General features: G+C 45.9%; 29 protein-coding genes. 8 read left to right on the forward strand and 21 right to left on the reverse strand.

Features of this window, described 5'->3' with window-relative positions; translation table 11 throughout:
• Window positions 1-190: 190 nt before the first annotated feature.
• The 4 genes from BUA17_RS27005 to yyaC form a co-directional block, all read right to left on the reverse strand.
• Window positions 191-1,468, reverse strand: coding sequence for a class I SAM-dependent methyltransferase (locus BUA17_RS27005; protein ID WP_072735632.1), 1,278 nt, complete (start codon window positions 1,466-1,468; stop codon window positions 191-193).
• Window positions 1,469-1,558: 90 nt separating this feature from the next.
• Window positions 1,559-2,248, reverse strand: coding sequence for a DUF6483 family protein (locus BUA17_RS27010; RefSeq protein WP_063566640.1), 690 nt, complete (start codon window positions 2,246-2,248; stop codon window positions 1,559-1,561).
• Between the two features lie 240 nt (window positions 2,249-2,488).
• A complete protein-coding gene (locus BUA17_RS27015; RefSeq protein WP_072735549.1) occupies window positions 2,489-3,280 on the reverse strand; it encodes an alpha/beta fold hydrolase in 792 nt (263 codons plus the stop codon).
• 76 nt (window positions 3,281-3,356) lie between these two features.
• Complete coding sequence (gene yyaC, locus BUA17_RS27020; RefSeq protein WP_083584881.1) at window positions 3,357-3,899, reverse strand: spore protease YyaC; 543 nt, start codon at window positions 3,897-3,899, stop codon at window positions 3,357-3,359.
• A 160-nt stretch (window positions 3,900-4,059) separates the two neighbouring features.
• Here yyaC and BUA17_RS27025 point away from each other — a divergent pair, with 160 nt between their 5' ends.
• Window positions 4,060-4,284, forward strand: coding sequence for a DUF1128 domain-containing protein (locus tag BUA17_RS27025; protein ID WP_063566608.1), 225 nt, complete (start codon window positions 4,060-4,062; stop codon window positions 4,282-4,284).
• A 122-nt stretch (window positions 4,285-4,406) separates the two neighbouring features.
• Here the strand turns inward: BUA17_RS27025 and BUA17_RS27030 are convergent, their stop codons facing one another.
• Window positions 4,407-5,132 (reverse strand): pirin family protein, encoded by a 726-nt coding sequence (locus BUA17_RS27030; protein ID WP_063566607.1) that lies wholly within the window; start codon window positions 5,130-5,132, stop codon window positions 4,407-4,409.
• 143 nt (window positions 5,133-5,275) lie between these two features.
• On the reverse strand, window positions 5,276-6,295 hold the full coding sequence (locus tag BUA17_RS27035; protein WP_064640583.1) for an asparaginase: 1,020 nt from the start codon (window positions 6,293-6,295) through the stop codon (window positions 5,276-5,278).
• Between the two features lie 179 nt (window positions 6,296-6,474).
• Between BUA17_RS27035 and BUA17_RS27040 the strand changes: the two genes are divergently transcribed.
• The 4 genes from BUA17_RS27040 to BUA17_RS27055 all read left to right on the forward strand — a co-directional run bounded on the left by BUA17_RS27040 (window position 6,475) and on the right by BUA17_RS27055 (window position 8,482).
• A complete protein-coding gene (locus tag BUA17_RS27040; protein ID WP_072735550.1) occupies window positions 6,475-7,170 on the forward strand; it encodes a phosphatase PAP2 family protein in 696 nt (231 codons plus the stop codon).
• 134 nt (window positions 7,171-7,304) lie between these two features.
• Window positions 7,305-7,562 carry a GlsB/YeaQ/YmgE family stress response membrane protein gene (locus BUA17_RS27045; protein ID WP_063566604.1) on the forward strand — a complete coding sequence of 86 codons (258 nt, stop codon included), beginning with the start codon at window positions 7,305-7,307 and terminating at the stop codon, window positions 7,560-7,562.
• A gap of 65 nt (window positions 7,563-7,627) precedes the next feature.
• A complete protein-coding gene (locus BUA17_RS27050) occupies window positions 7,628-8,035 on the forward strand; it encodes a YtxH domain-containing protein (protein WP_063566603.1) in 408 nt (135 codons plus the stop codon).
• 96 nt (window positions 8,036-8,131) lie between these two features.
• Window positions 8,132-8,482: a DUF5665 domain-containing protein gene (locus BUA17_RS27055; protein WP_063566638.1), complete on the forward strand. Its 351-nt coding sequence runs from the start codon at window positions 8,132-8,134 to the stop codon at window positions 8,480-8,482.
• 25 nt (window positions 8,483-8,507) lie between these two features.
• On the opposite strand, the gene BUA17_RS27060 is transcribed toward BUA17_RS27055, so the two are convergent.
• The 11 genes from BUA17_RS27060 to BUA17_RS27110 form a co-directional block, all read right to left on the reverse strand.
• Entirely contained in the window at window positions 8,508-9,536 is a 1,029-nt protein-coding gene (locus tag BUA17_RS27060; protein ID WP_240321509.1) for a magnesium transporter CorA family protein, read from the reverse strand.
• A gap of 129 nt (window positions 9,537-9,665) precedes the next feature.
• Window positions 9,666-10,439 carry a sigma-70 family RNA polymerase sigma factor gene (locus BUA17_RS27065; protein ID WP_024631358.1) on the reverse strand — a complete coding sequence of 258 codons (774 nt, stop codon included), beginning with the start codon at window positions 10,437-10,439 and terminating at the stop codon, window positions 9,666-9,668.
• Complete coding sequence (gene rsbW / locus BUA17_RS27070) at window positions 10,436-10,888, reverse strand: anti-sigma B factor RsbW (RefSeq protein WP_063566601.1); 453 nt, start codon at window positions 10,886-10,888, stop codon at window positions 10,436-10,438. Before rsbW ends, BUA17_RS27065 begins: the two co-directional genes overlap by 4 nt.
• 18 nt (window positions 10,889-10,906) lie before the next feature.
• On the reverse strand, window positions 10,907-11,245 hold the full coding sequence (locus BUA17_RS27075; RefSeq protein ID WP_063566600.1) for an STAS domain-containing protein: 339 nt from the start codon (window positions 11,243-11,245) through the stop codon (window positions 10,907-10,909).
• Between the two features lie 86 nt (window positions 11,246-11,331).
• Window positions 11,332-13,008 (reverse strand): response regulator, encoded by a 1,677-nt coding sequence (locus tag BUA17_RS27080; protein ID WP_072735551.1) that lies wholly within the window; start codon window positions 13,006-13,008, stop codon window positions 11,332-11,334.
• A gap of 16 nt (window positions 13,009-13,024) precedes the next feature.
• Window positions 13,025-13,897 (reverse strand): CheR family methyltransferase, encoded by an 873-nt coding sequence (locus BUA17_RS27085; protein WP_063566598.1) that lies wholly within the window; start codon window positions 13,895-13,897, stop codon window positions 13,025-13,027.
• A 71-nt stretch (window positions 13,898-13,968) separates the two neighbouring features.
• Entirely contained in the window at window positions 13,969-17,688 is a 3,720-nt protein-coding gene (locus BUA17_RS27090; protein WP_072735552.1) for a response regulator, read from the reverse strand.
• On the reverse strand, window positions 17,685-18,854 hold the full coding sequence (locus BUA17_RS27095) for a PP2C family protein-serine/threonine phosphatase (protein WP_063566596.1): 1,170 nt from the start codon (window positions 18,852-18,854) through the stop codon (window positions 17,685-17,687). Before BUA17_RS27095 ends, BUA17_RS27090 begins: the two co-directional genes overlap by 4 nt.
• A 391-nt stretch (window positions 18,855-19,245) precedes the next feature.
• Complete coding sequence (locus tag BUA17_RS27100) at window positions 19,246-19,590, reverse strand: YflT domain-containing protein (RefSeq protein ID WP_064640589.1); 345 nt, start codon at window positions 19,588-19,590, stop codon at window positions 19,246-19,248.
• A gap of 93 nt (window positions 19,591-19,683) precedes the next feature.
• The gene (locus BUA17_RS27105; protein ID WP_072735553.1) at window positions 19,684-20,217 is read right to left on the reverse strand and encodes a hypothetical protein; all 534 of its coding nucleotides are present in this window, start codon (window positions 20,215-20,217) and stop codon (window positions 19,684-19,686) included.
• A 66-nt stretch (window positions 20,218-20,283) separates the two neighbouring features.
• Window positions 20,284-20,796, reverse strand: a complete 513-nt coding sequence (locus BUA17_RS27110) for a DUF948 domain-containing protein (RefSeq protein ID WP_063566593.1) — start codon at window positions 20,794-20,796, stop codon at window positions 20,284-20,286.
• A 219-nt stretch (window positions 20,797-21,015) separates the two neighbouring features.
• On the opposite strand from BUA17_RS27110, the gene BUA17_RS27115 reads away from it, so the two are divergent.
• Window positions 21,016-21,180 (forward strand): DUF1328 domain-containing protein, encoded by a 165-nt coding sequence (locus BUA17_RS27115; RefSeq protein WP_017692264.1) that lies wholly within the window; start codon window positions 21,016-21,018, stop codon window positions 21,178-21,180.
• Between the two features lie 397 nt (window positions 21,181-21,577).
• Window positions 21,578-22,081: a hypothetical protein gene (locus tag BUA17_RS27120; RefSeq protein ID WP_090954767.1), complete on the forward strand. Its 504-nt coding sequence runs from the start codon at window positions 21,578-21,580 to the stop codon at window positions 22,079-22,081.
• Window positions 22,082-22,186: 105 nt separating this feature from the next.
• Here BUA17_RS27120 and BUA17_RS27125 read toward each other — a convergent pair whose 3' ends face one another.
• On the reverse strand, window positions 22,187-23,077 hold the full coding sequence (locus BUA17_RS27125) for a cation diffusion facilitator family transporter (protein WP_063566592.1): 891 nt from the start codon (window positions 23,075-23,077) through the stop codon (window positions 22,187-22,189).
• Window positions 23,078-23,369: 292 nt separating this feature from the next.
• Between BUA17_RS27125 and BUA17_RS27130 the strand changes: the two genes are divergently transcribed.
• Complete coding sequence (locus BUA17_RS27130; protein WP_063566591.1) at window positions 23,370-23,558, forward strand: hypothetical protein; 189 nt, start codon at window positions 23,370-23,372, stop codon at window positions 23,556-23,558.
• A gap of 167 nt (window positions 23,559-23,725) precedes the next feature.
• On the opposite strand, the gene BUA17_RS27135 is transcribed toward BUA17_RS27130, so the two are convergent.
• The 3 genes from BUA17_RS27135 to BUA17_RS27145 form a co-directional block, all read right to left on the reverse strand.
• Window positions 23,726-25,351 carry an ABC-F family ATP-binding cassette domain-containing protein gene (locus BUA17_RS27135; protein WP_063566590.1) on the reverse strand — a complete coding sequence of 542 codons (1,626 nt, stop codon included), beginning with the start codon at window positions 25,349-25,351 and terminating at the stop codon, window positions 23,726-23,728.
• 215 nt (window positions 25,352-25,566) lie between these two features.
• Window positions 25,567-26,631 (reverse strand): MBL fold metallo-hydrolase, encoded by a 1,065-nt coding sequence (locus BUA17_RS27140; RefSeq protein ID WP_064640592.1) that lies wholly within the window; start codon window positions 26,629-26,631, stop codon window positions 25,567-25,569.
• A gap of 71 nt (window positions 26,632-26,702) precedes the next feature.
• The gene (locus BUA17_RS27145; RefSeq protein WP_063566588.1) at window positions 26,703-26,900 is read right to left on the reverse strand and encodes a cytochrome bd oxidase small subunit CydS family protein; all 198 of its coding nucleotides are present in this window, start codon (window positions 26,898-26,900) and stop codon (window positions 26,703-26,705) included.
• Window positions 26,901-26,908 lie beyond the last annotated feature (8 nt).

Consider the following 26,908-nt stretch of genomic DNA (forward strand, 5'->3'; position numbering starts at 1 on the left):
CCTGATTTCATGCCTTTGGCACATTATATTTATTTTCACGGGACCCTCTTATCAGTATGTCCCGTCAACGGCGATGGCAGACGAACTGCATCGTCTCAAAGGATCAAGCAACTCAATCATGTATCATCCTTCTTGCCATCTGCCATCAAACATTATGCATCACTTTTCATTGTTCCATAGACATTCACATTCAACAGTGATCACAGTGGCTGGCATCTTGGGTGACACCTTTGGTCGATTCTCCATTTGAATTCTCCTGGCTCGCATCTGCCCCTTGGTTCGGTGCAGCTTCTTTCAGCTTGCCACCACCTGGGAGCAAGTCCGCACAAGCCCGCTCCAAATAAGGATCTGCGTGAATGAAATCACGGAATGCGGTATATTCGTTCCACATGTCAGCAGTCTGCCCAGCCTGGCCTCGTACGGCACGGATTAAAATATTTTTCGGCGTATGCTCCATGTCGATAAATTCAAGCAGCTGCGTTTTGTATCCCATCAGATCGAGCAGCTTGGCCCGAATGGCATCGGTTGCCAAAGCGGAGAAACGTTCCTTCAGAATACCGTGTGACAACAACGGGTTCATCACGTTGGATTCAATCTGATCAAACAGCTCGTGCTGACAGCACGGTACAGACAGAATGACCGAAGCGCCCCAACGAACGGCTTTCTCCAAAGCAGCATCGGTTGCTGTATCACAGGCATGCAGCGTTACAACCATATCCACTTCATTCAACTCGTCGTAGTCAGCAATGTCTCCAACGAGGAACTTAAGATCACCGTAATGCAATTTGTTTGCCAGATCATTGCAGTGTTCAATAACATCGGCTTTTAAGTCGAGGCCAATAATTTTAAGCGATCTGCGCTGCTGTACGGACAAATAGTGATATAAAGCAAAGGTGAGATAAGATTTCCCGCAACCAAAATCAACAATGGTAAGTGGACGGCCCTCCGGCAGATGCGGGATGACGTCCTGAACCATTTCGAGGAAACGGTTGATCTGTCTGAACTTGTCGTACTTGCGAGCCAAAACGCGGCCTTCCTCGCTCATAATCCCCAGCTCCACCAGAAATGAAACGGGAACTCCATCTTCCAGCACATATTGCTTTTTGCGATTATGCGAGAGGTCCACCGCAGTCTTGGAAGGCGACTTGGTCAAGATGGACACTTTATATTTTTTGCTGATCAAAATTTGATAGTCTGCGTCTGTAGTACAGAGCAGTCCTTGACGAAACGTCTCTTCGCATAGCAAAGTCATGCGCTCTGCCGCTTCATCCGGAGCCAAATTCTCGTGCAGCACTTTGTTGGTATAATGAAATGCGAATTGATAATGAAGCTGATTCTTGAGCGTTACCGGCTTGACTTGCACTTTCGTATACGAGACATTGTCCCGTCTGCGCAGCTGGCTCCAGGTCGCTGTAATCAGCGAATTCTGTTCAAAGATGTCTTGTATAAGCTTTCGCAATGAATCCACGGGGGTACATCTCACTTTCGGTTTGGTTTGGTCAACCGTTACCATAACACAATTCCGTTCCCTCTCCAAGTTAACGGCCTATTCATCGGTTTAACGGTTCAGCTCGGCAATCCCCTCTTCCACTTCCTCACGAGGCAAACCACCTTGTTGCAATTGCTCATCTTCCAGTTGTCTTAACCTTTCATAGAAAGCCTGTACCTCACCCCGATACTGAATGGGATGGCTGTCATCTACCTGCAGCAGTCTGTACCAGCTATTCTCAGCCTGATCATAACGCCCCTGCTGTTCACGATACAGGGCAAGCTGCTTTTCCGTTCGTGCCGGAAGTTCGTATTGTTTCGTCTGCTCCAATATTCCCTCCACACGATCTGGTGCATCCAGCAGCTTCGGATTAGCCCCATTATTCAGTGCGTACAGGTAAAAATGAAGTGATCTCATCAGACGAATAAGTGCTTCATTCTCCGACTCCATTTTTTCCTGGTCATCTATGCCCTCTACTTTGGCCTTTTCATTATAAATGTACGCCTCTTCTTCGATCAGCCTGGCGGCTTGTTGCAGATTGTCCACTTCAATGACGCCGCGAAAACGGAACATTTCAATGACATCCTCGGCCGGCAGTGAGTTCAGCAGAGATAAATTCAGTCCAAACTGCCTACGCAGCAGCTCGTCCAGCTCGGACAGAGCCTCCGTGTGTTTTCGCTGTTGTTTAAGTGTAAATACTTTGCCGATCGCTTCTGTCATTTCCTCCATCATGCGGAGCAGATAATCTTTCCTGAACATGCTATGTGCCCCCTCATCATTCGATCGTGTACATTCCAGTTTCACTTGCATGATCCATTCTCATCATTTTAATTCATGCCATGACAAAAAGCCAAAACATGGTCTATGGCTCGTCCTATGCTCTGGCCCTGAACAAATAAAACCCCTGCCGTTCTTGAGCGAACGTTGCAGGGGTTTAGCAAAATACCGACGCTCCGCCAAGGAGGCGAAATCATCCGATACTCTATTCATGTTCCATTATTACTTCGATAATCCCGTCAAAAATTGTTTAATGACCTGAATTAAATCTTCCGGAGCTTCATACATGCTCATATGTCCTGCCCCAGGAATCACGGCTTGTGTAATATGTGGTTTGTCACTTGTGAATGTACGTTCCGGCGGAATGACGGCATCCTTCTCTCCGGCAACCAGTAGGACAGGAAGCGGTGTAGCGGACAATACATCACGACGATCCGGTCGTTCCCGCATAGCCAGTGCAGCTCCAGTTGCCCCTTGTGGCGCAGTCTGGTAACCAATTTCCTTCACACGAGTCACTTGCGTCGATAGCGATTCCAAATGTTCTTGTGCAAACAAACCGGGAACCAGCCCATCTACAAAGTGAACAATGCCTTCCGTCTGAATGGTGGATACTGCACGAAGGCGTTTTTCTTTGCCTTCTTCACTATCCGGATAGGCTGTGGAATGAATCAAGCCGAAGGCATTCAATCGTTCTGGGTGGCGCTGTGCGATAGAAAGTGCGATATATCCGCCCATGGAGTGACCGAGCAGGAAAGCCTTGACGACCTTTAGCTCATCCATTAATTGCAATACGTCATTGCCCATCTGATCAATGGTATAACTACCTACAGGTGCGTCCGTTTTGCCGTGTCCACGCAGATCGGGTACGATGCAACGATAGCTGCGTGCAAGCTCAGGCACCACTTCATCCCAGTAGGATGAACTGCCGCAGTATCCGTGGAGCAAAATGAGTGCTTCTCCCTTACCCTGTTCGGCATAACAAATCGTCGTTCCGTCACACATCACTTTTTCCATATAAATCCCTCTCTCTGCGCGAATTAAATTAATTCAAGTTGTATATTATTAAGCCTGCATATCATTAATGAAACGTTTATCTGTATTTCACTGCTTCGGCGACCGCCTCTGCAATCGATCTGGACATGCCCATAACGAAATGAAGCGAGGTCATCTGTAGAATGGAATAAGGTCTCGGTCCATTAGCATTCACTACAGCAGCCACGCTGTAATGACCAACTGGCGGCAGCTTGCCTCCAACCGATTTTGCCGGAATCAGTGGATGTTCCGCAAGATAGTATGTACCTGTTGCCTGTTTTGGACCCAGACAAGCATCAATGGCGATGATGGCATGATGTGACGGGACAAGCGCCAGCCTCTTCTCCAGTGTATCTGCATCACAAGGAGAAGCCAGAGTTCCTACAACGTGATTCACTCCATACTCCTGCAGTAGACTGCCTGTCAGTGGGCCCAGAGCATCTCCGGTGGAACGGTCCGTCCCGATACAGACAAAGGTGATTTCATCCGGTGAATGAAGCTTATAGATGTGCTTGAAAAATAATACCAAGTCTTCTCCCTGCACATTGCGGCGGGCTTGCCTACTTTGATGACGAACCAATTCCCGCTTATATACGGCCAATCTCTTACCTCCTTATACACATGTACTTCCTGCCTGAATCTCTATTGTTATATTCCTCATTTTACCCGATGCTTGATTTCGTCGCAAAAGCATTGGCCTGAGCCTGTCCAATCATGATACAATGACAACAGTTTCCGATACGGAAGGGATGGACATAACGATGGATTTAACGCAAGCAAGCGCAGCCAACATGGAATATATGATTGAAGCAATCAAAACGAAGTTGCGGATGGCCAGTGGAGCTGCCATGCAGGCTTCGTCTTTCCCACTTGCGAAGTATGAAGATTTGTTTGACCTGTATGAAATGGTCCTAAGCAAGGAACATCTGAGTATCTCTGAAGTGGAAGCTGTCGCTTCCGAACTGGGTAATCTCCGCAAATCCTAGGGCGGCATCGCCCACCAAACTTTGAGAGACTCTTTTACGAAGGCAGCTACAACAAGCCGTACAAAAAGGACCTGTTCTCCACATCACAGTGGAGACAGGTCCTCTTGCGTTTGTTTTTTTCGTCAAGGCAAATCCACCAATACAAATTCAGCCGTCTCGCTGCCTGTACCTGTAATTTGCAGATCACAGCTTTTGCGGATTCGTGCAGCATCACCCGGCTTGAGATTGAAATTGCCGTCTGAACATACAATCTCGATATGGCCACTAATCAGGAAGAGATGTGTACGCCTATCTTCATGTTGAGGGTACATTAATTTTTGACCGGATTCCAGATGGGATAGATAACAAGTTACATCCTGTGAAATAGGCAATGCTCCCTCGGCTCCTTCTCCCCCTTGCCCCGATACAATCGGACAAAGACGGTTCAGATGCTCCTGAGCCTCTACACGACGATTAGTATACGAGGGCTTCAACATGCGCTGGGATGGCAGGAACCACATCTGTAGAAAGCGTACCGGTTCATCCTCTGACGGGTTAGTCTCTGAATGCTCTACGCCAGTGCCCGCACTCATGACCTGAACTGTTCCCGGTTCCAACAATTGCTCCGTTCCCATGCTATCCGTATGTTTCAACGTACCTGATATGACATAACTAACAATCTCTAAGTCATGATGTGGATGTCGCTTAAAGCCTTCCTGCGGCATCAGTGTGTTGTCATTATGAGCCAGAAGACAACCAAAATGGGCATTGCTTGGATCATCATAGTCCGCAAAGGAAAAGCTGAATTCACTGTGTATCCAACCTCGATCCGACGTGTGCCTTTCTTCCGATGTCACTACTTTAATCATGTTCATCCACCTCCAAGGGTTTAGAGCTGCAGCACTATCGCAGCAGTTCTTGCGTGTATATTTAGAATTCTATAGATCAATACCAGTTGGTATGTCATCTTTACCCTTGGTCAGGGAATTCTAATCACGCCCCTTGCTTATGGTTATACGCTTTCTTCAGATGAGTGAAGCTTGAATTCGATCTCTGCCCGCCCTACGACTTTACCTGCGTCGTTCCGAATGTCAGGTGGATATACTTCTGCCAGTCGTTCGATGGTTTTTCGATTGCTGTAGCCAATCTGCTCCAGAATGGATTGGGCAATATAGGCCCATTCTTCTTCCGAACCATCAAGCACTTTGAACGTAATTCCGAGGCGTTCCTTTTTCAGGGCAAAACCAAATACACCCTTGAAGCCACCTTTGGCTACAATGTTGCTGTCTTCAAGCAGCACGGAATCCACACGCTGCGTTCCTCCTACCATTAACGGATATTCGTTCATGGCTCCAGTAATGGTCTCTACCGCCGAACGTGTAGATGGGTCCTCGATCAGATCCGGGCAAGCCAGCTTCAGATATGCGTTCGACAATGCCGATAACGGCAACGAAAATACCGGAAAGCCGCAGCCATCCGTCCCAAGTTTAATCTCTTTCTGTTCAATCCCTGCCATATAGGCCATGGTCTCAAGAATTTCACGCTGTACCGGATGTTCTGGTTCTGCATAACTTCCCAAATCGGCCTGTTTCATCTGAGTGTATGCGAGAACGCCCAGATGTTTACCGGAGCAGTTGTGGAGAATACGACGCTTCTCTCCTTGAGATCGTAGCCATTGATTTCGGCTTTCTTCATTGAGGGGGTAACTCGGTGCGCAAATCAAGCACTCTTCACCCAACCCTATTTTGCTTTCTATCTGCTCCAACACCTGAATATGCATCGGCTCCGAACGGTGTGAGGAAGACATAATGGCAATCTCCTGAGCTGTCAGACCGTAATGCCCAGCAATACCAGCACGAATCCCCGGAATGGCCTGAAAGGGCTTGGCAGATGAACGGGTAAACGCTCTAAAATGCGGATCTCCGGCTGAATATACAACATTGCCGTTCTCATCCGTAATGCTTATGTGTCCGTAATGGGCGCATTCCATAACGCCCGCACGGTATTCTTTAATTAACAGGGCACTCTCCATGCGAGTTCTCTCCTTTATACTCCCGAATTCATCTCTGCTTTGCGTCACGACGCCGCATGGGATATCTTAAATAGTATAGTACAAAAGCGACGTTTTTACAGTTTTTTCGACAGACATTTCGGGTAATCCTTTATCAATCTTTATCTACCTACTACCATTACTGAAGGAGATACTTATTTATGCTGCGCAAAACGCAATTACCCACTTCCGGGTTAGCTCGCAAAACTTCAGTACGTCCACTGCTCAACTGGGCTGGTGTCGGAATTATAGCCAGCGTTTCGGTCGTCTTCTTGCTGGCGGCTCTGGGAGCGTTGCTGGGTAACGATGTTATCCTTTCATTGGATGACAGGATCCAGCAGTTATTTTATCTGAACTCAGATTCACGTCTTCATCTGTTGCCTTTCATTTCATTCATTACTGCGCTCGGTTCTTTCAGACTTTCTGCCATGGCAGCTATCGGTTTTTCAATTCTTTTCTTGTGGCAGCGTCGTCCCCGTTTCCTCATATATGGTTATGCGTTACTCAGCAGTTTTGCCATGATGTGGATTCTCAACACCTTATTGAAGGAAATATTCAGGCGTAGTAGACCTGAGCTGGAACATCTGCTGGTTGTTCATGGATATAGTTTTCCAAGTGGTCATGCGATGATCTCGATGGGGTTTTATGGCATGCTCTTTGTCATCTGGGCGATTGAACGACATCAACGTATGTCTGGAGTTGCACTGCCTGTCATTTGCGGAATCACATTTATATTTCTGGTCGGCCTCAGCCGCATCATGCTGGGTGTACATTTTCCAACCGACGTTTTCACCGGATTTGCTGCAGGACTGGCTTGGATCTTCTGTATGATTAAAGGGATTCAACGTTCCGTCTGAATTGTACTATCCTATAATTTCCAGTATAGATCTCCCTACATTGATTGTTTCACCTGGAAGCACGGCGTTTATATACGAAGTAAGCAAACGCGAACAGGCACCATCCTACATCAAGTACAAAGGAGGCGGTTGTTATGTGGGGTATTATTATCAGCATTGTGATGGCAGTCATTATCGGTGTAATCGGTGATGCACTTGCCGGTCATAACATGCCTGGAGGAATTATTGGTGCAATGGTTGCCGGATTTGCCGGAGCCTGGCTGGGAGCACTCTTGCTTGGTAACTGGGGACCGGTCATCGGTAACTTTGCCGTAATTCCTGCTATCATTGGAACAGCAGTCTTTGTCTTTTTGCTGGGGCTTGTGTCCAGACTGTTCAGACAGGCTGCCTGATCGGTGCAACAAGGTGTTCGTTGTTTCGTATTCGTTTCTTAAATTTGAAGAAGGAGTGATTTGACATGAATAAAGCAGAAGAACAATATCCTGTACAAAGCGGTTCCACTTTCGCCAAAGGTATTTTCATCGGAGGTTTGCTGGGAGCAGCTGCAGCACTACTCTTTGCCCCTAAACCAGGACGCGAATTGCGTGATGACCTTTCCGAGAAAGTGGGGATCGTTACAGATCGCACAAAAGAAGTTGCAGCGGTTGTCGGTGATAAAGCTTCCGAACTGGCTAAAACGGTCTCTTCCAAAACTTCTGATATTGCAAAAACGGTAAACCAAGGCCGTAATGACGTTATGGACTCCGTAAGAAAAGCTTCCGCTGATGTAGCGAATGAAGCATCCAAAGCGTCGGACGAAGTGGCTACCGCTTCTGTAGAAGCGAAGGAAGATGCACGTAAAGAATTGAACTCGACCAGCCTGTAAGGCTTTGGATCGAGTGACCAATAGCCAGCTGTATTCCAGCTGGCTATTTTTTATCCACGGCGAGATTAAAGGAGGAAGAACATGAGTAAAGTCACAATGAACGGCAATACGCCCATAACCGGAGGAAAACCCGCACAACAGTATGATACAACAGAACACCCTTTTGAATTGCGACATGAGGTCAAACGTCTGAATACTCGGCTGGATCAGATTGCAGACAGTTTGGAAAAATCTCAAATCAAGGATATTATCGAAAACTACAGCAGTCCCAAAAAACGTATCATTACCAACTTCACCGCTGGTATGGCACGTGGTTTGGGTTTGACGGTAGGTACCTTCGTCGTTCTTGGTCTGCTCGCTTTTATTCTCAGTCAATTCGTGAACATGCCAATTGTAGGACAATATATTGCTGACTTACTGGGATATATTGAAGATTATAAAAAATAAAAGGCACAGGGTGAGGCTGACAAAGTCATCGCCTTCGTTTGCCATTGGCATGCTTCTCTGTTTCTTTGGCCGACGGCTGGGAAGACTTCACTTTGAGCAGATCCCCTGTCCAGCCCTTCATCATCATCCATACATACATGCCGATCATGCTAATGATTATAAGCGCAAGGACGAGTACAACACCCCATGTTTTGTCGATCCAAGGCAGATTCTCGAAGTTCATTCCCCATATGGCTCCTGCAGCCGTTGCGGGCGTGAATACCGAGGTTACAAGGGTCAGTGTCTTCATAATCTCATTGCCCCGCACCCCTGAAATGGCATTATCGATGGAGATCAATGTATCAATCTCTGTCTCATAATGTTTGAACAAACGCTCCATCCGTTCGATCCGGTGCTGGAGCTGCTGGAAAAAGCGATTCTCTTTCAATTCATCCAGGTAGGCTTCCCTGGCAGCAGCCATCAATTCGGAATACGGAATGAACAGGTTACTCCAATACAGCAGCTCAAATCTAGCCGCAAGAATCTGATCCATCAACGTGCGTGCATTGCGGGATTCCATCGTCCGCTCCAAATCCCTCAGGTTCATCTCAAAATGGTCCATACCCACATGGTAATAATGCAATATCGCGCGAAAGAGCACAAACATGCCGTCCCTTGCTTCACTGCACTGTTGTAACATGGCTGCACGTTCACCTGTATTCATAATACCTCTGGTATTATCATCTACATTCAAGGTAACCAGTCTTTCTTGATCCACATAGAAAAACATCTGATTATCTTTACGTGGATCGTTTCTTTCATTCTTGACCGCATATAATAATGACCCGAATATCACGGGCTCCGTGCCGTTCATGAAGCGGACGGACAGGTAGTTGGACTCTACCTCCGGTATTTTGCGAAGCCAATACTGCATTTCTGGAAATGCGTTCGTTAGTTCCTCCAAGGCATCAGCCATACTCTCCTGATCAGGTGCAACCCAATCCCACCATTCCCAATGGTCTGAGTAGGTAAGTTTGTCCCGACGCGCTTCCAGCTTGACTTTATCCACAATCACAAACATCCACTCCTGCATTCATACTGTTCATTAGAAAATCATTGATCCCAAAAAAAGGACACGTATGCATTCCATTGGAATCACGTGTCCTTCTCTATGCCGTGCTCAATATCGTCACCGATCTACATTTCATAATAATGAAGCATTCGACATAATCTGTTTTAATTTCTCAGTGGCTCGCTTCTGGATACGAGATACACTCATTTGGGATACTCCCAATTTCTGAGCAATTGCCCGCTGCGACTGACCATCCTGAAATGCCAAAATAAGCACTTTTTGTTCCTGTTCCTTCAATTGTCCCAATGCCTGCTGCAAGTCCATCCGCTTCTCAACCGAATCGAAGTCATTCACATCAGAACTGATTAGTTCGCCCAAAGTGGCTGCACTCTCATCCTGTGATAGCGGAGAATCCAGTGACACATAGTGGTAACATTCCCGACCAGCCAAGACTTCGATGGTTTCCTCAGGGGTTAAATCCAGGTATTCAGCAATCTCGTTCACACCTGGTGAACGCTCCAGCTTCACTGTCAATTCATCAATGGCATGCTGGACAAGTGCTCCCTTTTCCTTAATTCTACGGGGCACCTGAATATACCAGGACTTGTCCCTTAAATAATTCTTCATATGACCGATCATGCTCTTCATGGCATAAGGTTCAAACGGAATACCCAGATTAATATCGTATTGCTTGAGCAAACGAATTAGGGCCATCTGCCCGGTCTGATACAAATCCTCGTACAGATCGGGTCGGTTCCGCGCAATTTTACCTGCTGCCATCTTCACCATCGGTTCATATTTGCGGATAAGAACTGTTGCAATTTCGTTATCCTGGGTTTGCTGGTATTCCCAGATCAAACCTATTGCTTCAGACATGGACTCTGGGGGAGTCACTTTTTCATTCATACTTTCTCCTCACTTCTTGCAAGACGTTTTACGAGTACTACTTTCGTACCTTTGCCCGTCTCACTTTCCACACTGACATCGTCCATCAGAGCTTGCATCAGGTAAAATCCAAGTCCACCGATTTGGGCATCTGTCAGTTCTTTGTCATGAAGGCCTGCACGGGATACCGCCGGGTTAATGTTCTCGAAGCTGGCTCCTTCATCTTTGACGGTAATAGCCAGCGTGTCATTATCCACTTCGAACACAACCTCAACCATGCCGCCTTCGTGTGAGTAAGCATACAGTACAGAGTTATTACAGGCCTCGGATACAGCAACCTTCATATCCTCAATGTCCTCATAAGAAAATCCCATTTTGGACGCAACACCATAAAGATTGAGTCTTACAATATCAACGTAATCAGCTGTCGCCGGTAAATTAAGGGTGACTCTTTGAACTTCTGCATTCATTCCTTTTTCGATCCTTTCCTATTGGGAATTCTTCTGTGAGACAAAGAATTTGGCAATACCCGTCATATCAAAAAGTTTCTGAATTTGCGCAGGAACTTCCTGTACTTCAAAGCGAGCTTCCATTCCATGCCGTGCTTTCAGAACAGATAACAGGATACCAATCCCTGTACTATCGATGTACTTCAAGTCTTGCATGTTAATAATCAAATCTTGTTCCTTGTTGTCCACAAGCGGCTCCATCACTAAACGGAATTCAGGAGCAACCGACAAATCCAGTTCGCCAGTCAGATACACCGTGCACACGCCATCAAGTGTTTCTGTTCTTGCATTGAATTTTTCATTTTTATTTGTATTCATTAGACATCTCTCTCCTGATCAATGGTTTCTTTACCTAATAACCCATCTACAGCACATATGAAACAGTAATCGAATTAGCAAATATTTCAATTCGCCTGATTTATGGCCGATGCGTTGGATTTGAACCCTTGTCTTTCTTCCTGAAATCGGGACAACTTCTGTTTCACATTGCCCATTTTCACAGGTTTACTGATGTAATCGTCCATACCTACAGTGGAACATCGCTGCTGAATACCATCCATGACATTGGCGGTCATCGCTACAATAATTGGCTGCTGGTCTTGAGGAAGGCTCTCACGAATTCTGCGAGTACACTCCAATCCATCCATCACGGGCATTTGCAAATCCATAAATATATAATCATAATTGCGATTCGCCAAAACCATCTCCAGCGCCTTCTTGCCATCTTCGGCGATATCTGCGACGAGTCCAAGCTTGCCCAGCATAATAGACATTAGTTTCTGATTAATAGGATGATCATCGACGATTAATACGCTTGGATGCATTTCATAATTTTTTTTAATGTCCGTAAGCTGATCTTCCCCCATACCTGTGGTCAGCTCAGTCTCGACATACCGCTGCGCTTGAATGGTAAATACAAACGTAGCACCACGCAGCTCCGACGTATCCAGATATATCTTTCCACCCATCATTTCAACGAGCGTTTTGCATATAGCCAGCCCCAGACCCGTTCCACCATACTTACGCGTCATGGATGTATCCAGTTGGGAAAACGGCTGGAACAGACGATCAACTTTGTCTGGCGCTATGCCTATCCCTGTATCTTTTACAGCAAACTCCAGCGTCATTCGCCCGTCTTTTTCCTCATTAACGGATACGATCAGATACACGCCGCCATGGTCCGTGAACTTGATGGCATTGGCAATCAGATTCAATAAAACCTGGCGCAGCCTTGCCATATCTCCATAGATCAGTTCGGGTACCGAATCTTCCAGGAAATATTCCAGCTCAATATTCTTTTTGCCAGCTTCAACCGCGAAGAGTCTCAGTACTTCACGTATACAGGACACAAGTTCGAACGGATGCTCTTCCAGCTCCATTTTGCCGGATTCCATCTTGGTGAAATCGAGGATATCGTTAATCACCGTAACGAGTGCATCGGCACTACGACGTACAATGTCCGCGTATTCCTTCTGATCTTCCTTCAGATCCGTTTCCATCAACAGATCAACCATACCGATAACGCCATTCATCGGCGTACGAATCTCATGACTCATCATGGCAAGGAACTCGGTCTTCGCATTTGCAGCAATTTCCGCTTCCTCTTTGGCCTGAACGAGCTGTTGGTTCATTTTCTCCAGTTCCTGCGTCTTCTGATGCAGCAGCATCGTCTGTGTTTTCAAACGTTTATTCGTGATAAACATTTCTACAAAGCCCTCGATTTTGGATTTCAAAATTTGAGGGATAAACGGCTTGACCATATAATCAATGGCTCCTGCGGAATAACCTGCAAATAAGTGCTCTGCCTCTCTGCTATTTGCAGAGATGAAAATAATCGGCACGTCCTTGGACTTGTCACGCGCCTTGATTAACTTTGCTGTCTCAATTCCGTCCATCCCAGGCATCTGCACATCCAGCACAATGACCGCAAATTCGTCTTTCAGCAAACAGCGAAGTGCCTCTTCCCCGGAGGTTGCCTTGACGAGCTTGTACTGTTCCGATTCCAGAACCGCTTCGAGAGCGAGCAGGTTCTCGGGGCGGTCATCTACCAATAATATGTGGATTGGTTCATTGAGCCCCATGACTAAGCTTAACCCCCTATTTAATCTTCCGGTATATTTTTTCCGTCCGGTCTAACGGCTCGTAGGCATCGCTGAATTCCGTAAAATGTATCGATTCTTTAGATCCCAGAACAAGGATGCCGAAGTGGCTCAAACTTTCATGAAAAAGTCCGTGCACATGGTTTCGCAATTCATCATTGAAATAAATCATGACATTGCGGCAAAAAATCACATTAAACTCGTTAAATGACCGGTCTGTTGCCAAATTATGTTCGGCAAAAATAATATTTTTCCGTAAATAAGGATGAAATATAACGGAATTATATTTCGCAGTGTAATACTCCGAGAAAGCGCGGGTGCCCCCGGCTTCCAGATAATTTGTAGTATATAATTTCATTTTCTCAATGCCATATACGCCTTCCTTGGCCTGCTGCAATGAGCGATCATTCATATCTGTTGCGTATATTCTTGCCTTGTCGTATAGTCCTTCCTCATGCAGCATAATCGCCATGGAATAGACTTCCTCTCCTGTAGAACAGCCAGCATGCCATATCCGGATGTATGGATAAGTCCTCAGTACAGGAATAATCTGTTCCCGAAAGAACCGAAACAAGGTTGGATCACGAAACATTTCTGTTACAGGGATGGACAGATTCTGTACAAAACGATCAAATGCAGAACGGTCATGAAGCACTTTTTCCTGTAAACCTGAAATGGTCTTTAGTCCTTCGGCATGTACATAATGCCAGATTCTACGTCTTAACGACGGTAACGCGTAGTTCCTGAAATCATATCCATATAAACGGTGCATACCTTCCAATAGCAACTCGATCTCGATCAGTTCACGCTCTTCATCTTGCGGCATGCGGATCGATTCTGCCTCCGCCTCGGTAGGTTCCCACGGTGTCATATCTTCTCTCCACTTCTTCATTTGTTACTTACGTAATAGATGTATTGTCCTTCATTACCCAAACTATCGGGTTACGAATACAGCCATACCCGCATTAGGGATAACAATTGATCCGTTTGGATCGGTTTTTTTACATAATCGGACGCTCCAGCCTCGATACACTTGCCACGATCCTCTTTCATGGCTTTTGCGGTTAAGGCGATAATTGGCAATTTTTCAAACTTCGGTATCTGTCTGATCCGTGTCATGGCCTCATAACCGTCCATCTCCGGCATCATCATATCCATTAATACTAGATCAATCTCCGGGTTCTTATCCAGAATCTCCAGAGCTTCACGGCCGTTCTCCGCAAATGTCACATCCATGCGATAGCCTTCAAGCACGCTTGAAAGGGCAAATACATTACGGATGTCATCATCTACTAGCAATATTTTCTTGCCTTCAAACAAGGTTTCCTTATTATGCAGCTTCTGCAGAATTCGACGCTTGTCTTCCGGCAGGTTAGCTTCTACCCGATGCAAGAACAAGGTCGTCTCATCGAGCAGACGTTCAGGTGACTTCACGTCTTTGATAATAATGGACTCCGCATATTTGCGAAGCTTCATCTCTTCTTTGCTGTCCAGCTCTTTGCCTGTATAAATAATGATCGGAAGATCATTCAAGTACTGATCGTCCCGAATCTGGTCAAGCAGCTCGAATCCGGTCATATCTGTCAGCATCAAGTCCAGAACCATGCAATCATAGCGTTGACTATGCAATTCATTCAAGGCCTCACTGCCAGTGGAGACTGCTGTGATTGCAACATCATCGTGGCCAATCAGTTCAATGATGGCTTTCCGCTGTATTTCATCATCTTCCACAATCAATAGGCGTTTCAATTGATTCTCTGTATAGGATTCGATATGCGAGAAAGCTTTATCCAGCGAATCTTTACTGGAAGGTTTTTTCAGATAAGCAATGGCTCCCATCATCAAACCTTGTTTCATATCATCAATAACCGAAATGACATGTACCGGGATATGACGTGTCGCCGAGCTGCTTTTCAACTCACCCAGAATCGCCCAGCCATCCATCACAGGCAACTGGATATCGAGGATAATCGCATCCGGCAAATATTGACGGGCCATTTCGAGTCCTATGTCTCCCTGAAGCGCCACAATAGCCTTAAATCCTCTGCCTCTCGCCATATCCATCAAAATGTGCGCAAAATTCACATCGTCCTCAATAATGAGGAGAATCTTGTCACCTTCCAAGAGGTTTTCCTGATCATCCTCCAATTGTACAGGTACAGGGGAGTCGGATTGAGGCAGCTCCATAATTGAAATGCTTTCCGTATCAGGTGTCAGCAAGGTCTGTCTGCCTGAACGCATCGTATGTGATTCTCTTCCGAAGCTTTCAATCTCAGAAGCAGCAGCAGCTTCTCTTGCCGCGTCGTCCACCTGAACCTCCTCTTCGTGATTATCCGGCAGGAACAAGGTAAAGCTACTGCCCACACCTTCAGAAGACTCTACCTGAATAGCACCGCCAAGCAGGCGGGCAAGTTCGCGACTTATGGACAATCCCAGGCCCGTGCCGCCATATTTGCGGCTGGTTGTACCGTCTACCTGCTGGAATGCTTCAAAGATCAGATCCGTCTTGTCCGATGGAATTCCGATGCCGGTATCCTTCACGGTGAAGCCTACGTATTCCTGGTTCGTATTCAGGTACCCAGGAAGCTCTTCCATTTTCATCTTCCGCCCAATCAGGCTTACAGATCCACGGTTCGTAAACTTGAACGCGTTCGACAACAGATTCCGTAAAATCTGTTTGACGCGGTGGCTGTCAGTATATACCCATTCCGGCAAATTGCTGTCGAACTCAATGTTCAGGTTGAGTTCTTTTTTGTTCGCCATTGGGCCAAAATTTTGTTGAACAAAGCTGGTCAGTTCTTCCATGCGCACCGTCTCATAATTGATATCCATTTTGCCCGCATCCACCTTGGACAGATCCAAAATTTCATCAATCATTTTCAGCAAATCCGCACCGGACATATAGATCGTCTGGGCATATTCCTGCTGTTTAACACTCAGGTTTCCATCCTTATTCTCCGATAACAATTGGGACAGGATCAGAAGACTGTTAAGTGGTGTGCGCAATTCATGCGACATATTTGCCAAAAATTCTGACTTGTACTTACTCGTCATCGACAATTGCATGGCTTGCTGTTCCAACTGAGTTTTGGTTTTCTCAATCTCGTCGTTCTTCTCTTCCACTTCACGTACCTGTTCTTCCAGTGCACGAGTCTTGGCAATCAGCTCAGTATTGAAGTGCTCCAATTCTTCCTGTTGACGCTGTAACAGCTCTTCAGAACGTTTGAGAGCTCCCGTCTGTTCTTCCAGATTCTCATTCGAACGGCGCAGCTCCTCTTGCTGTGTCTGTAGCTCTTCGGATTGCACCTGCAATTCCTCAGTGAGCGCCTGGGATTCACGCAGCAATTCCTCCACCCGCAAACGACGACGAACGTTGTTAAGAATAACGCCCAAATTCATAATCAGTTGTGAGAACAACTGTGTATGCAGATTCGTGAACCCTTCAAACGAAGCCAGTTCGACAACGCCAATCAGTTCATCCTCAAATACGACAGGATAGATCATCACACCAGAAGCACGCGATGATCCCGTTGCTGACCCGATGTTCACATAATCCTCTGGAGTTTTTTCCAGAATAATTGGTGTCATATCCAATGCGGCTTGACCAATTAACCCCTCGCCGATACGGTAAACCTCTTTGCCAACATCTTCATTCTCTTCAAACGCATAAGCCCCATAACGTCTCAGTTCGTCTGGATGTTTCTCTTCATCGATCAGGTATACGACACCTAGTTGAGCTCCAAGCACAGGTGTAAATTCGCTGATAAACATCTGCGAGATCTGACGAATCGACCCTATACCCCGCAACAATTCTGGAACTCTAGCAATGTTCGAACTCATCCAATTCTGATCTTGCTGTGCTTGTAAATAAGCTTTCTCGATTTCCAGTTTTTCTTCCAAATCATTGGATACATCCTTGAACACACTGGCAATCTGACCAATCTCGTCGGTAGACTTCACCTGTATGCGGCGAATGGTTCGATAACGCCCTTTGCCAAAACTGGTAATCATCATGGACACGGTATTCAGACCGCGTGTAATACTTGGCAGCACCCACATAATGACACCCAACGCGAGTAGTAATCCGGCAATCATGATGGCTACTGTAATCTGTACCGCGCGCATATAGGCTGCGTTCGCATCCTTAATCTCGGTATCTATCTCCTGGTCTTGATAACGGGATAGGGCATTCAGGCTGTCTACAGCTTCCTTTTGCACTGCCAAACCGATTGAGTTCCGGTAGTTATTGGCATCCTCTGCCCGATTCTGAGACATCAAACTGACCTGTCTTTCAGCATAAGCATTATAAGCTTCCCAGGCCGTATTCACACGATCCACCAGTTGATGCTCTGGTGCGCTGTCCGCCCGATCCCGCACTTCCTCAAGGTAGCCTTCGCCTTTTTTCTGCATCTCCTTCAAATCGCCGTCTGCAGCACTTATCGAATTGTTGGGATTCAGCAACAAGTTAGCCAGCACTTTGGCTATATCATTGACCTCTCCACGTGTAGCAGAAGTATATCTGACTTTGAGGTACCGCTCCTGATACATCTGATCGATCTGTTTATTGCTGCTGTTCAGCCGTTCGTAACTCACAAACGTAAGCACAATCATAATGGCCATCAGAGCTGTAAAGCCAATCAGCAGTTTATTTCTGATCTTCATTCAGCTTCGACCCCTTTATTTAAGGTAATCCATACCAAACATTTATCATCATCCCGCTCCTGCGGAATCTCATCATCGAAGAACAACGCCTGCATGGCCGCTTCATCCCACTGATGGGAACCCGCCAGTTTTTCCTTCAAAAATGCCTGCTGCATTTCCTGATCACCCTGGACGGCTTCAGTCAAACCATCCGTATAAAGGGCGATATGCCCCTCGCCTTCATAGTGAATGGTCTGTGGTTCAATATCCATCTTGTCGAACAGGCCTACAGGACAGCAGACGCTGTCAAGCGTTGTCACACTTCCGTCCTGGCGGAAAAAGAGTGCTGGCGGGTGACCCGCGTTAACATAATCAATTCGCTTCATTCGTGTATCTACGACCAGATATATCGCTGTAAAATAGTACTGCACCAGCTGTTTTTCCAGATGCAACTGATTAAAGCGACGATTCAGCTCCTGAATAACCTTCTCCGGGTCTACATACGTTGTAACGGTGTCTTTCAGCACGGAAGCAATGAACATGGTAAATAGGGATGAAGATATCCCATGCCCCATCATATCCAGCAATAGGACTCCATATCTGCCTTCACCAAGCGGGTACCACGAATACAGATCACCCGCAAGTTCAAACGAAGGTTTGTAAATAGCATTAACGTGGAACAATGGATCTTCAATAGCAGGGCTTAACACAGCATTCTGTACCATAGCCGCAAGTTTCAGTTCATCCTGAATCCGCTGATCCCGCTCTTTATGCCAATCCTTCTCTTGTTTCAGACGCAGCGCAAGACGAATTCTAGCCATCAGTTCGACTTTGTTAATAGGTTTAGTCACATAATCGGATGCACCTGCATCCAGCGCCTCGGCCAATTTCTTGGAATCTCCGATCGCGGTTACCATAATAATGGGTATATCCTTGAGATTTTCAAATTTCTGCACAATACTGCATGCTTCGATTCCATCCATCTCTGGCATCATCATATCTAGCAAAATCAGGTCAATATCCGACGGCTTGGGACGAAGTTCATTGTTTTCCTCACCTATCCCAAGGACTTCAAACATCTCCATGGCAGAACTTGCCGTTACAATGTCACGATAGTTTTCTTTTTTCAGAATTTCTCGAATGATAATGACATTCGTCGGATTGTCGTCAACAATAAGTATTCTCATTTCTATCTCCTTATCTGTGGCGTCCGGGTTTGTCGATTCTTATCAGGTCATCTAACAACCTTAATTATACAAATTTCGCATACAACACAGCGGTAGACATAATAATTCCTAGTATAACTATAATCGTATTATTAAAAAACTTCTATCAGTAAATGGCACCATCGCAGGAGAATTCACCCGCTTGTTACCCTGTTTTTGCTGCGTCCTGATCCCGCTTCCAAACTTGCAAAAACATAGATAAGGAATGGGGATATCCCCATTCCTTATCTATGTTTTTGGTTAAGCATTCTGCGTCATTAACTTGAAAGCTCTTTTGAATGATGCAAAATACTTGGTTCTGAAGCTTGTCCATTCTCAGAAGGCTCCAGCTTACGTGTTTGTATCGGCTAAGCTATTCTTTCTTTTTGGCAATCACAAGTACTTTGCCTTTATCGAGTTCACTCTCGTAAAAATCTGCCTCAGCTTCAGTGAAGCCCATCGAAACAATTTTGGCCCGGAGTTCATCACCGCGGGAGCGGAACAGATTCGCCAAGGAATCAAATACGCCTTCTTCCTTGATGCCAATCTCTTTGGCATCTGCCGTATCGGCAATCCGATCTGTACGATCCTTTTCATGGGCTAGAACGAAGATATGATCAGCAAGGTATCCGGTAATCTGCAATTCTTTCACCGCTTCTACCGCTTGGACTCCGTTTTCTACCACTTTTGCATAAGCTTGCGCATTGGTTGAATTCATCGTTTCCACTCTCCTCTGATTATTCTTCTTTATCGAGCTACTTAGTATATAACCATACGATATCGGGTTGAAACGTTTCTGGATTAACCAATCCTAGGAAACCGCTTCATCAAAAAGGTCTATTCCTTCAATATGATTGGAGCCTGGCTTCATATATACCTTCAGCGCCTGACTTCCTCGAAGAAATACTTCTCCATCCTCTGCTACATAATACGGCTTGCCCAAAACATCTCGAATGGCCTCAATATTCATATCAATCCATTCCTGATTAAGCTTCAGACGCTTCTCGGAAGCATCAATATGCACATAATTGACCACTCCTGTATCTTCGCAGACCCCAACCGTTACATCTTTGAATTGATACTCAGGGCAACCCAGGTATGGATCAAGTTCCTTATGAACCGGTTTGCCTTTATTGGCTAAAATATCATTTATGCTGTCATCCAGAGAAATGTCATTCAGAGTCCGAAAGTGCTGGACAGGTCCGGATCGATCAGCAGCCAGAATGATCTCTGGTGTCTCCTCTTCCACTACCGTCCATTGCATATCATGAGCAGCGGGTACCGCTGCCGGTTGAACGGAAAAGGGAGAAATTACGCTAAACATAACAAGCAGTAGTTTCATCATGATTCTCACCCTTTCATCAGGTTCATCACCGCTCTGAAGACTTCTATTCATTACAAAACGGTCATGCTATTTCCGCATACGTTGCCATACATTAGCGGCTACATCCACATATTTCAGCCAGCCTTTTCCTCCTTTGGCATCATCATGATATGTAGCTTCATAGGATTGCAGTGTCCGATCTGTCGGTGTAGCAGGCGGCGTCTGTACTACATTCGCTACTTCTGAACGTTTGTTCTGTTCAGTGCTGCTGCGTTTCGTCTGAAACTTGGCCATCAAAGTGGATGACACCTGCTTTGCTGCTTCCGTCACTTCGTTCAGCACTTCACCCAGATTCTGTACAGATTCCATAACGGGATCAATTTGTTTCATTTTGTGCTGCACATCAACTGTAATATCATTGGCATGCCTTACCGTCTGTTTAACTTCATAACTAAGCTCATCAATGGTCTTCTGAACTTCCTGCAGTGTCTGTGACACATTGTCGAGTGAACCCTGAGCGGACTTCAAGGTACGAATTAAAAAGAATACAAGTACTGCAAATGCAATTGCAATTAAAGCCACACTAATTTGATAGATCATAAAAGAACCTCACTTTCCAGTATAAATCGGTTTTGTTATTGCTTAGTTACCCGACCCATTCCGAGGCGAAACAAATAGGATATGAACTGTAAAAACAACTCCTCCTGGTAAAATATCGCAATGTTTCAACCCTAAAGGCCTCGGTTAAAGAACAACTACACACGGCAGTGAGACGAACACTTCTCGCTACCAAGTTCTATAAACGAAAGGATGATACACATGTTGAAATGGTCGGTACTATTTCTAATTATTGCTCTTGTTGCAGGTATTTTCGGATTCTTCGGTATTGTTGAAGCAGCTGCTTCGATTGCCAAAGTACTCTTCTTCATCTTTGTTGTACTGTTCGTCATCTCCCTGATTACGGGACGCAGTCGAATGCGATGAATAGGGCTTCCCAATTATGAACAGCACTCGATACATACAAAAGCCTATCGCGCTTGCAAAAGCCGGTAGGCTTTTGTGCGTTCATAATATCTTTTTTGCAACAATTCTTCCCCAAGCACATTACGACTTCTCTCTATTATGTATTACGCTCCCTTCTGGTCTATTCATCGCTTCTCCCCGATTACATCATAAAAACAGGACCATTATGACATAGCCAACCCGGTTTTCTCCCACCGAAGTATGATATTTACAGGCTCTCCTTATACCCACATATGCTCCAGTTGACACTGGAGAATCCAAGAAAATATTGTTATAATTTGTGATTCACAAGTGAGCTTGCTTGGTTACTTTTAACACAGGACAACAAACTACATACCTAACCGAGGAGGAAAAACAAATGAAAAAAATCGTAAGTTTTGCCGCTGCTCTGACTTTGATGGGATCCATGGCTGCTGCCGCAGGTGCTGAGGAAGCGGTTACCGGAACGGTAGCTCCAGAAACAGGAACTCCTACAACCACAACAACGCCAGCTGTTGAAGTGAACAAACCTGCTGTAGACACTGTAGAAGGCACAGCTGAGACCGTAACTGGCACAACAGTAGACACAACGGGTACAGAAGGTACTTCAACGACTACTGAAACAACAACTTCAACAAAGGATGACAAAATCTTTGATGAGCCTGTTGTGAAAGCAGGAGATGAGGTTCTGGTCCCTACAATGCTGCTCAACCTGTTGGAGCGCACATGGTTCTACGATGCACCTAATGGCAAACCAATCGGTGCACTGGGTTCCCAAGTCATCGATACGACAGGTGAAGTTGTAGATGGATTCGATGGTGGTCAATGGGTACAAGTGTATACATGGAAAGGTAAAGCTTGGATCCATGTTGCTATTCAATAGTATCGTATAATCGTTCTAACGATAAGTAAAGAGGACAGCACGCAGGCAGCGGCTGTCCTCTTTTCATTTGAAAATGCGCTTATTTCCGGTTTGTCCCTACCCATTTCAAGGACTTTCCGTCGTTCCTTCTTCCATCTTCGGCTCCACATGCACATGTACATGCATAATGTTATGTGAACGTTTCAAGCGCTCTTCGACCCGGTCACAGATCTGATGACCTTCGATCAGGCTCAGTCCTCCATCCACCTCAATAACCACATCCACCAGTACATGACTGCCGTGCACACGCGCCTTCACGTCCTTGATCATTTCTACACCAGGAACCCGCGCCACAGAGGATCTTAGGTCTGTCAGTTCTTTCTGATCAAATCCGTCTGTCAGACGATGTGTTGAATCACGGAAAATCTCCCAAGCTGTTTTACAAATCAACAGACCTACAGCAATTGCAGCTACTTTGTCCAACCAAGGAAGGCCAAATTGTGCACCGATGATCCCGATCGCAGCCCCTATGCTGACCCAGGCATCCGAACGATTATCTTTGGCCGCAGCCATCAGGGCCTGACTGTTAATTTGTTTGGCAAGACGATGATTGTAACGATATACGCCCAGCATTACCAGCGCACAGACAACGGCAACTGCTGCTGACCACAGATTTGGTGCTACAAAGTTTCCTTCATACCAGGAACGAACTGCTTCAACCAATACCTGCAGGCCAACCATGGCCATAATAAATGAAGCAATTAGGGCAGCGACTGTTTCCGCTCTAAAGTGACCATAGGCATGATCGGAATCAGGTGGCTTCTGGGATATGCGAAGTCCGATCAATACAGCAACCGACGCAACAATATCTGTAAGGTTATTAAAACCATCCGCCAGCAAAGCGCTGGAAGCAAACAAATATCCGCAGATCAATTTAAAAGCAGACAAGACCAGATAGGCCACAATACTGACCCAAGCCCCGCGCTCTCCTTTGCGTATTTCTTCGTAGGCGTTCAAACCGGGCGACACTCCTTTAACGTTTCGTATTACGGTTGTTCCATGTTACCAAATGCGTACCGTGTGGGTCTATAGAAACAGTGTTGCCAAGCTGCATTGCTGTAGGGAAGCCGAAACAAAGTTGCCAGACCGCAGGGCTGTAGGTGAAGAGAAAAAATGTTGGCTCAGTCAAAAAAGTGAAGGTTTTCAGCATTTTATCAGGTTGCCCTTGTGGGGCTTTTGTAAAACGTATAAAATGAGTACATCCCGTCCAATTTGGACGGCTTACTGTAAGACCGGGAGGGAAATAACGATGAGCGATAATAACGAACCGAAAAAGGTCAGTTTGCAGGATGCCATACGCCAGAAACTGGCACAGAAGAAAGAACAGGCAAACACGGGTAACCAATCCAGTGCCTATTTTGAAGGCGGCCCTAAAGCAATGAAGAGCCAAAACAACAAAAAGCCTAACAATCAGCGCCGCCGTACTGGCGGATCCTAGACCGCAAGAAGCTCTTGTATGAGATGTTTCTATGGTTACAGGATCACCCTGTATGACCAAAAAAGAACCGCAAGCCTCCTCTGGAGAGCTTCCGGTTCTTTTTATCTTTTATAAGAACGTATAGTTAACTACGTTAACCATACTCAATGTAGACAGAATAGCTTATCTTAAGCTTCTACCGGATACATTTTGTTACGCAATTCTTTAATTTCGTCACTTTCCAGGTACTCATCATAGCTCATTTGGCGATCAATAACGCCGTTTGGCGTGATTTCAATAATCCGGTTAGCGATGGTTTGAATGAACTGATGGTCATGGGATGTAAACAGCATGGTGCCGTCAAAATCAATCATACCGTTGTTCAGTGCGGTAATGGACTCCAGATCCAAGTGGTTCGTTGGCTCATCTAGAATCAGAGCGTTAGCGCCTGTTTGCATCATTTTCGCCAACATACAACGAACTTTCTCTCCCCCGGAGAGTACACTTGCTTTTTTCAGGGATTCCTCGCCTGAGAACAACATACGACCCAAGAATCCACGCAGGTACGTTTCATCCTGATCTTTGGAATATTGACGAAGCCAGTCCACGAGACTCATATCTACTCCGTCAAAATATTTGGAGTTGTCTTTCGGGAAATAAGCCTGGGTTGTAGTGATACCCCAAGTGTATTCGCCACTATCCGCTTCTGTTTCACCCATAAGGATATCAAACAACAATGATTTGGCATTACCGTTCGGGCCAACAAAGGCAATCTTATCCCCTTTATTCACCACAAAGCTGAGATCATTCAGCATGTTCACACCATCAATTGTTTTGTTGATACGGTCAACGGTCAACAATTGTTTACCGGCTTCACGCTCAGGCTTGAAGTTGATAAACGGATACTTACGGTTTGATGGACGAAGGTCATCCAGCGTGATTTTGTCGAGTTGTTTCTTACGCGAAGTCGCTTGCTTCGATTTGGAAGCATTCGCCGAGAAGCGTTGAATAAAGGCTTGCAAGTCTTTAATCTTCTCTTCTTTTTTCTTATTAGCATCACGTTGCAAAGCAAGTGCCAATTGGCTGGATTCATACCAGAAATCGTAGTTACCTACGTACAGCTGGATTTTACCGAAATCGATATCTGCAATGTGTGTACATACTTTGTTCAGGAAGTGACGGTCATGGGATACTACAATAACGGTACCTTCATAGTCCATGAGGAAGTTTTCCAGCCATTGAATGGATTCGAGATCCAAGTGGTTGGTAGGCTCATCGAGCAACAGGTTGTTTGGACGACCAAACAAGGCTTGTGCAAGTAGGACACGAACTTTTTCGTTACCGCTCAGTTCAACCATTTTCTTCTCATGCATATCACGATCGATACCCAGACCGATCAAGAGTGCCGCTGCATCCGGCTCAGCATCCCAACCGTTCAGCTCAGCAAACTCGCCTTCAAGCTCTCCGGCACGCAGGCCGTCTTCTTCAGTGAAGTCCGCTTTGGCATACAGCGTATCTTTCTCTTTCATAATGGCATAGAGGCGACTGTGGCCCATAATTACCGTTTCGAGCACTTGATATTCATCATATTCGAAGTGGTTTTGCTTCAATACGGCCATGCGTTCGCCCGGGGTGATGTGCACCTCTCCCGAGTTCGATTCGATTTCACCGGACAAAATTTTCAAAAATGTTGATTTGCCGGCTCCATTGGCGCCGATCAGGCCGTAACAGTTGCCTGGTGTGAATTTGATATTCACATCTTCAAAGAGTGCACGTTTTCCGTAGCGAAGCGTGATGCCGCTTGTACTGATCATTAAGCATTACCATCCTTTATTTATTAATCTGCATACTGCATGAATAGCAACTTGCATTAATCTTGGATTCAATATCCCGATGCCTATTCTGGCACCATATTATAACACAAAAAAGCGGCAAATTCGAAAATTGGCCGCTTTTAACTCGTTAAAGATTTGGTAATCGTTTATTCATGCGGATATACCCTTACATTAGCATATTTGGATCACTTTTGTTAGTCCTGTTTGCTTTCTTCGTGTCGAATACGCAATGTTTCCCCATGTCCGAGCACCCGAATGCGCTCTGCGTTGATTCCAAGTCGTTCTCGTTCAACTTCCATTCGATCCAGCGCTTCCTTAGGTGTGTCATCCGCTAACTTAAATGTTCCATAATGCATGGGAACCATAAGCTGGGAACCCGTTTCTACAAATCCCTGCAACGCTTCTTCCGGCGTCACATGCTGGGATGTCATGAACCATTCCGGGTCGTACGCACCGATTGGCATCAGGGTAACACCGATGTCGAAGCGTTCTCCAATCGTTTTGAATCCCTGAAAGTATCCTGTATCCCCTACAAAATAAATGATTGGCGGACCGCCAGAAGATTGATCAGCCGATGCCTCTATTGACTCATCCGTTCCTGCTGCTCGGGAAATTTCATGACCATGTCCTTCGCTCGTCGCGGCACTCTCCTCCGACGGAATGACTGCCGGGTGATTTTGTTCCAATACATAACCGCCCCAATGGGACGTGTTGGTATCAAATAGGGTTCGGCGTGTCCAGTGCTGCGCGGGTACAAAGGTTATTTTGACCCCGCCAAGCGTAATATGTTCCCACCACTTCATCTCATGACACCGATGGAAACCTTTGCGCACCATTTTGCGCTTGAGACCATCGGGAACGATGAGCAGTGTCTTGGCTGTGACCAACTTCCGCAGCGATGCGAGATGCAAATGATCATAGTGTGAATGCGAGATCAAAATGACATCCAGAGGCGGAATATCCTGAATCGGAATGCCAGGGGCACCGAGTCTGCGCTGAAACCCCATTTTTTCCGCCCAGACCGGGTCTGTCACGATGTTTAGTCCATGATATTGAATGAAAAACGTGGAATGACCAATCCAGGTAATCGTGGTTTCAGCCCGGTTGGCGTGCAGATAATCCAGTTCAGGTGGGTGCTTGGGCACGGTGTAGGAATAATCCTTAACTTTGCTGCGCCGTTGCTCCCTCCATTGCTTGAATTCCTTCAGCGTTTTGTCCGTACTTACATTATCAATGTTGTTATAACGGATTTTCGGCATGAAAGGGCCCTCCTCCCTTCCTCGTATCTTAACAAAAGATTACCCCGAATTGGAAAGTACGTACCAACGAATCAATCCTTTGGATTTTTGCACTTCGCCAAGTAGACGAACAAAAACGCAATTGCAGCCACGATAATCAGTGGCGGGGCGTACATAATCGTAAAGGTCTCAAAAAAACTTAATCCCGTTATACCGGGAATACCCCTCACTCCCTCGTCAGAGCTGAGAAGTAACCGTGGAAGCATGATGAACAGCTTGTTGGGAAGCATGAACGGAC

Origin of the sequence: Paenibacillus sp. ov031 (assembly GCF_900143165.1) — a bacterium.
GTDB classification, from domain to species: domain Bacteria; phylum Bacillota; class Bacilli; order Paenibacillales; family Paenibacillaceae; genus Paenibacillus; species Paenibacillus marchantiae.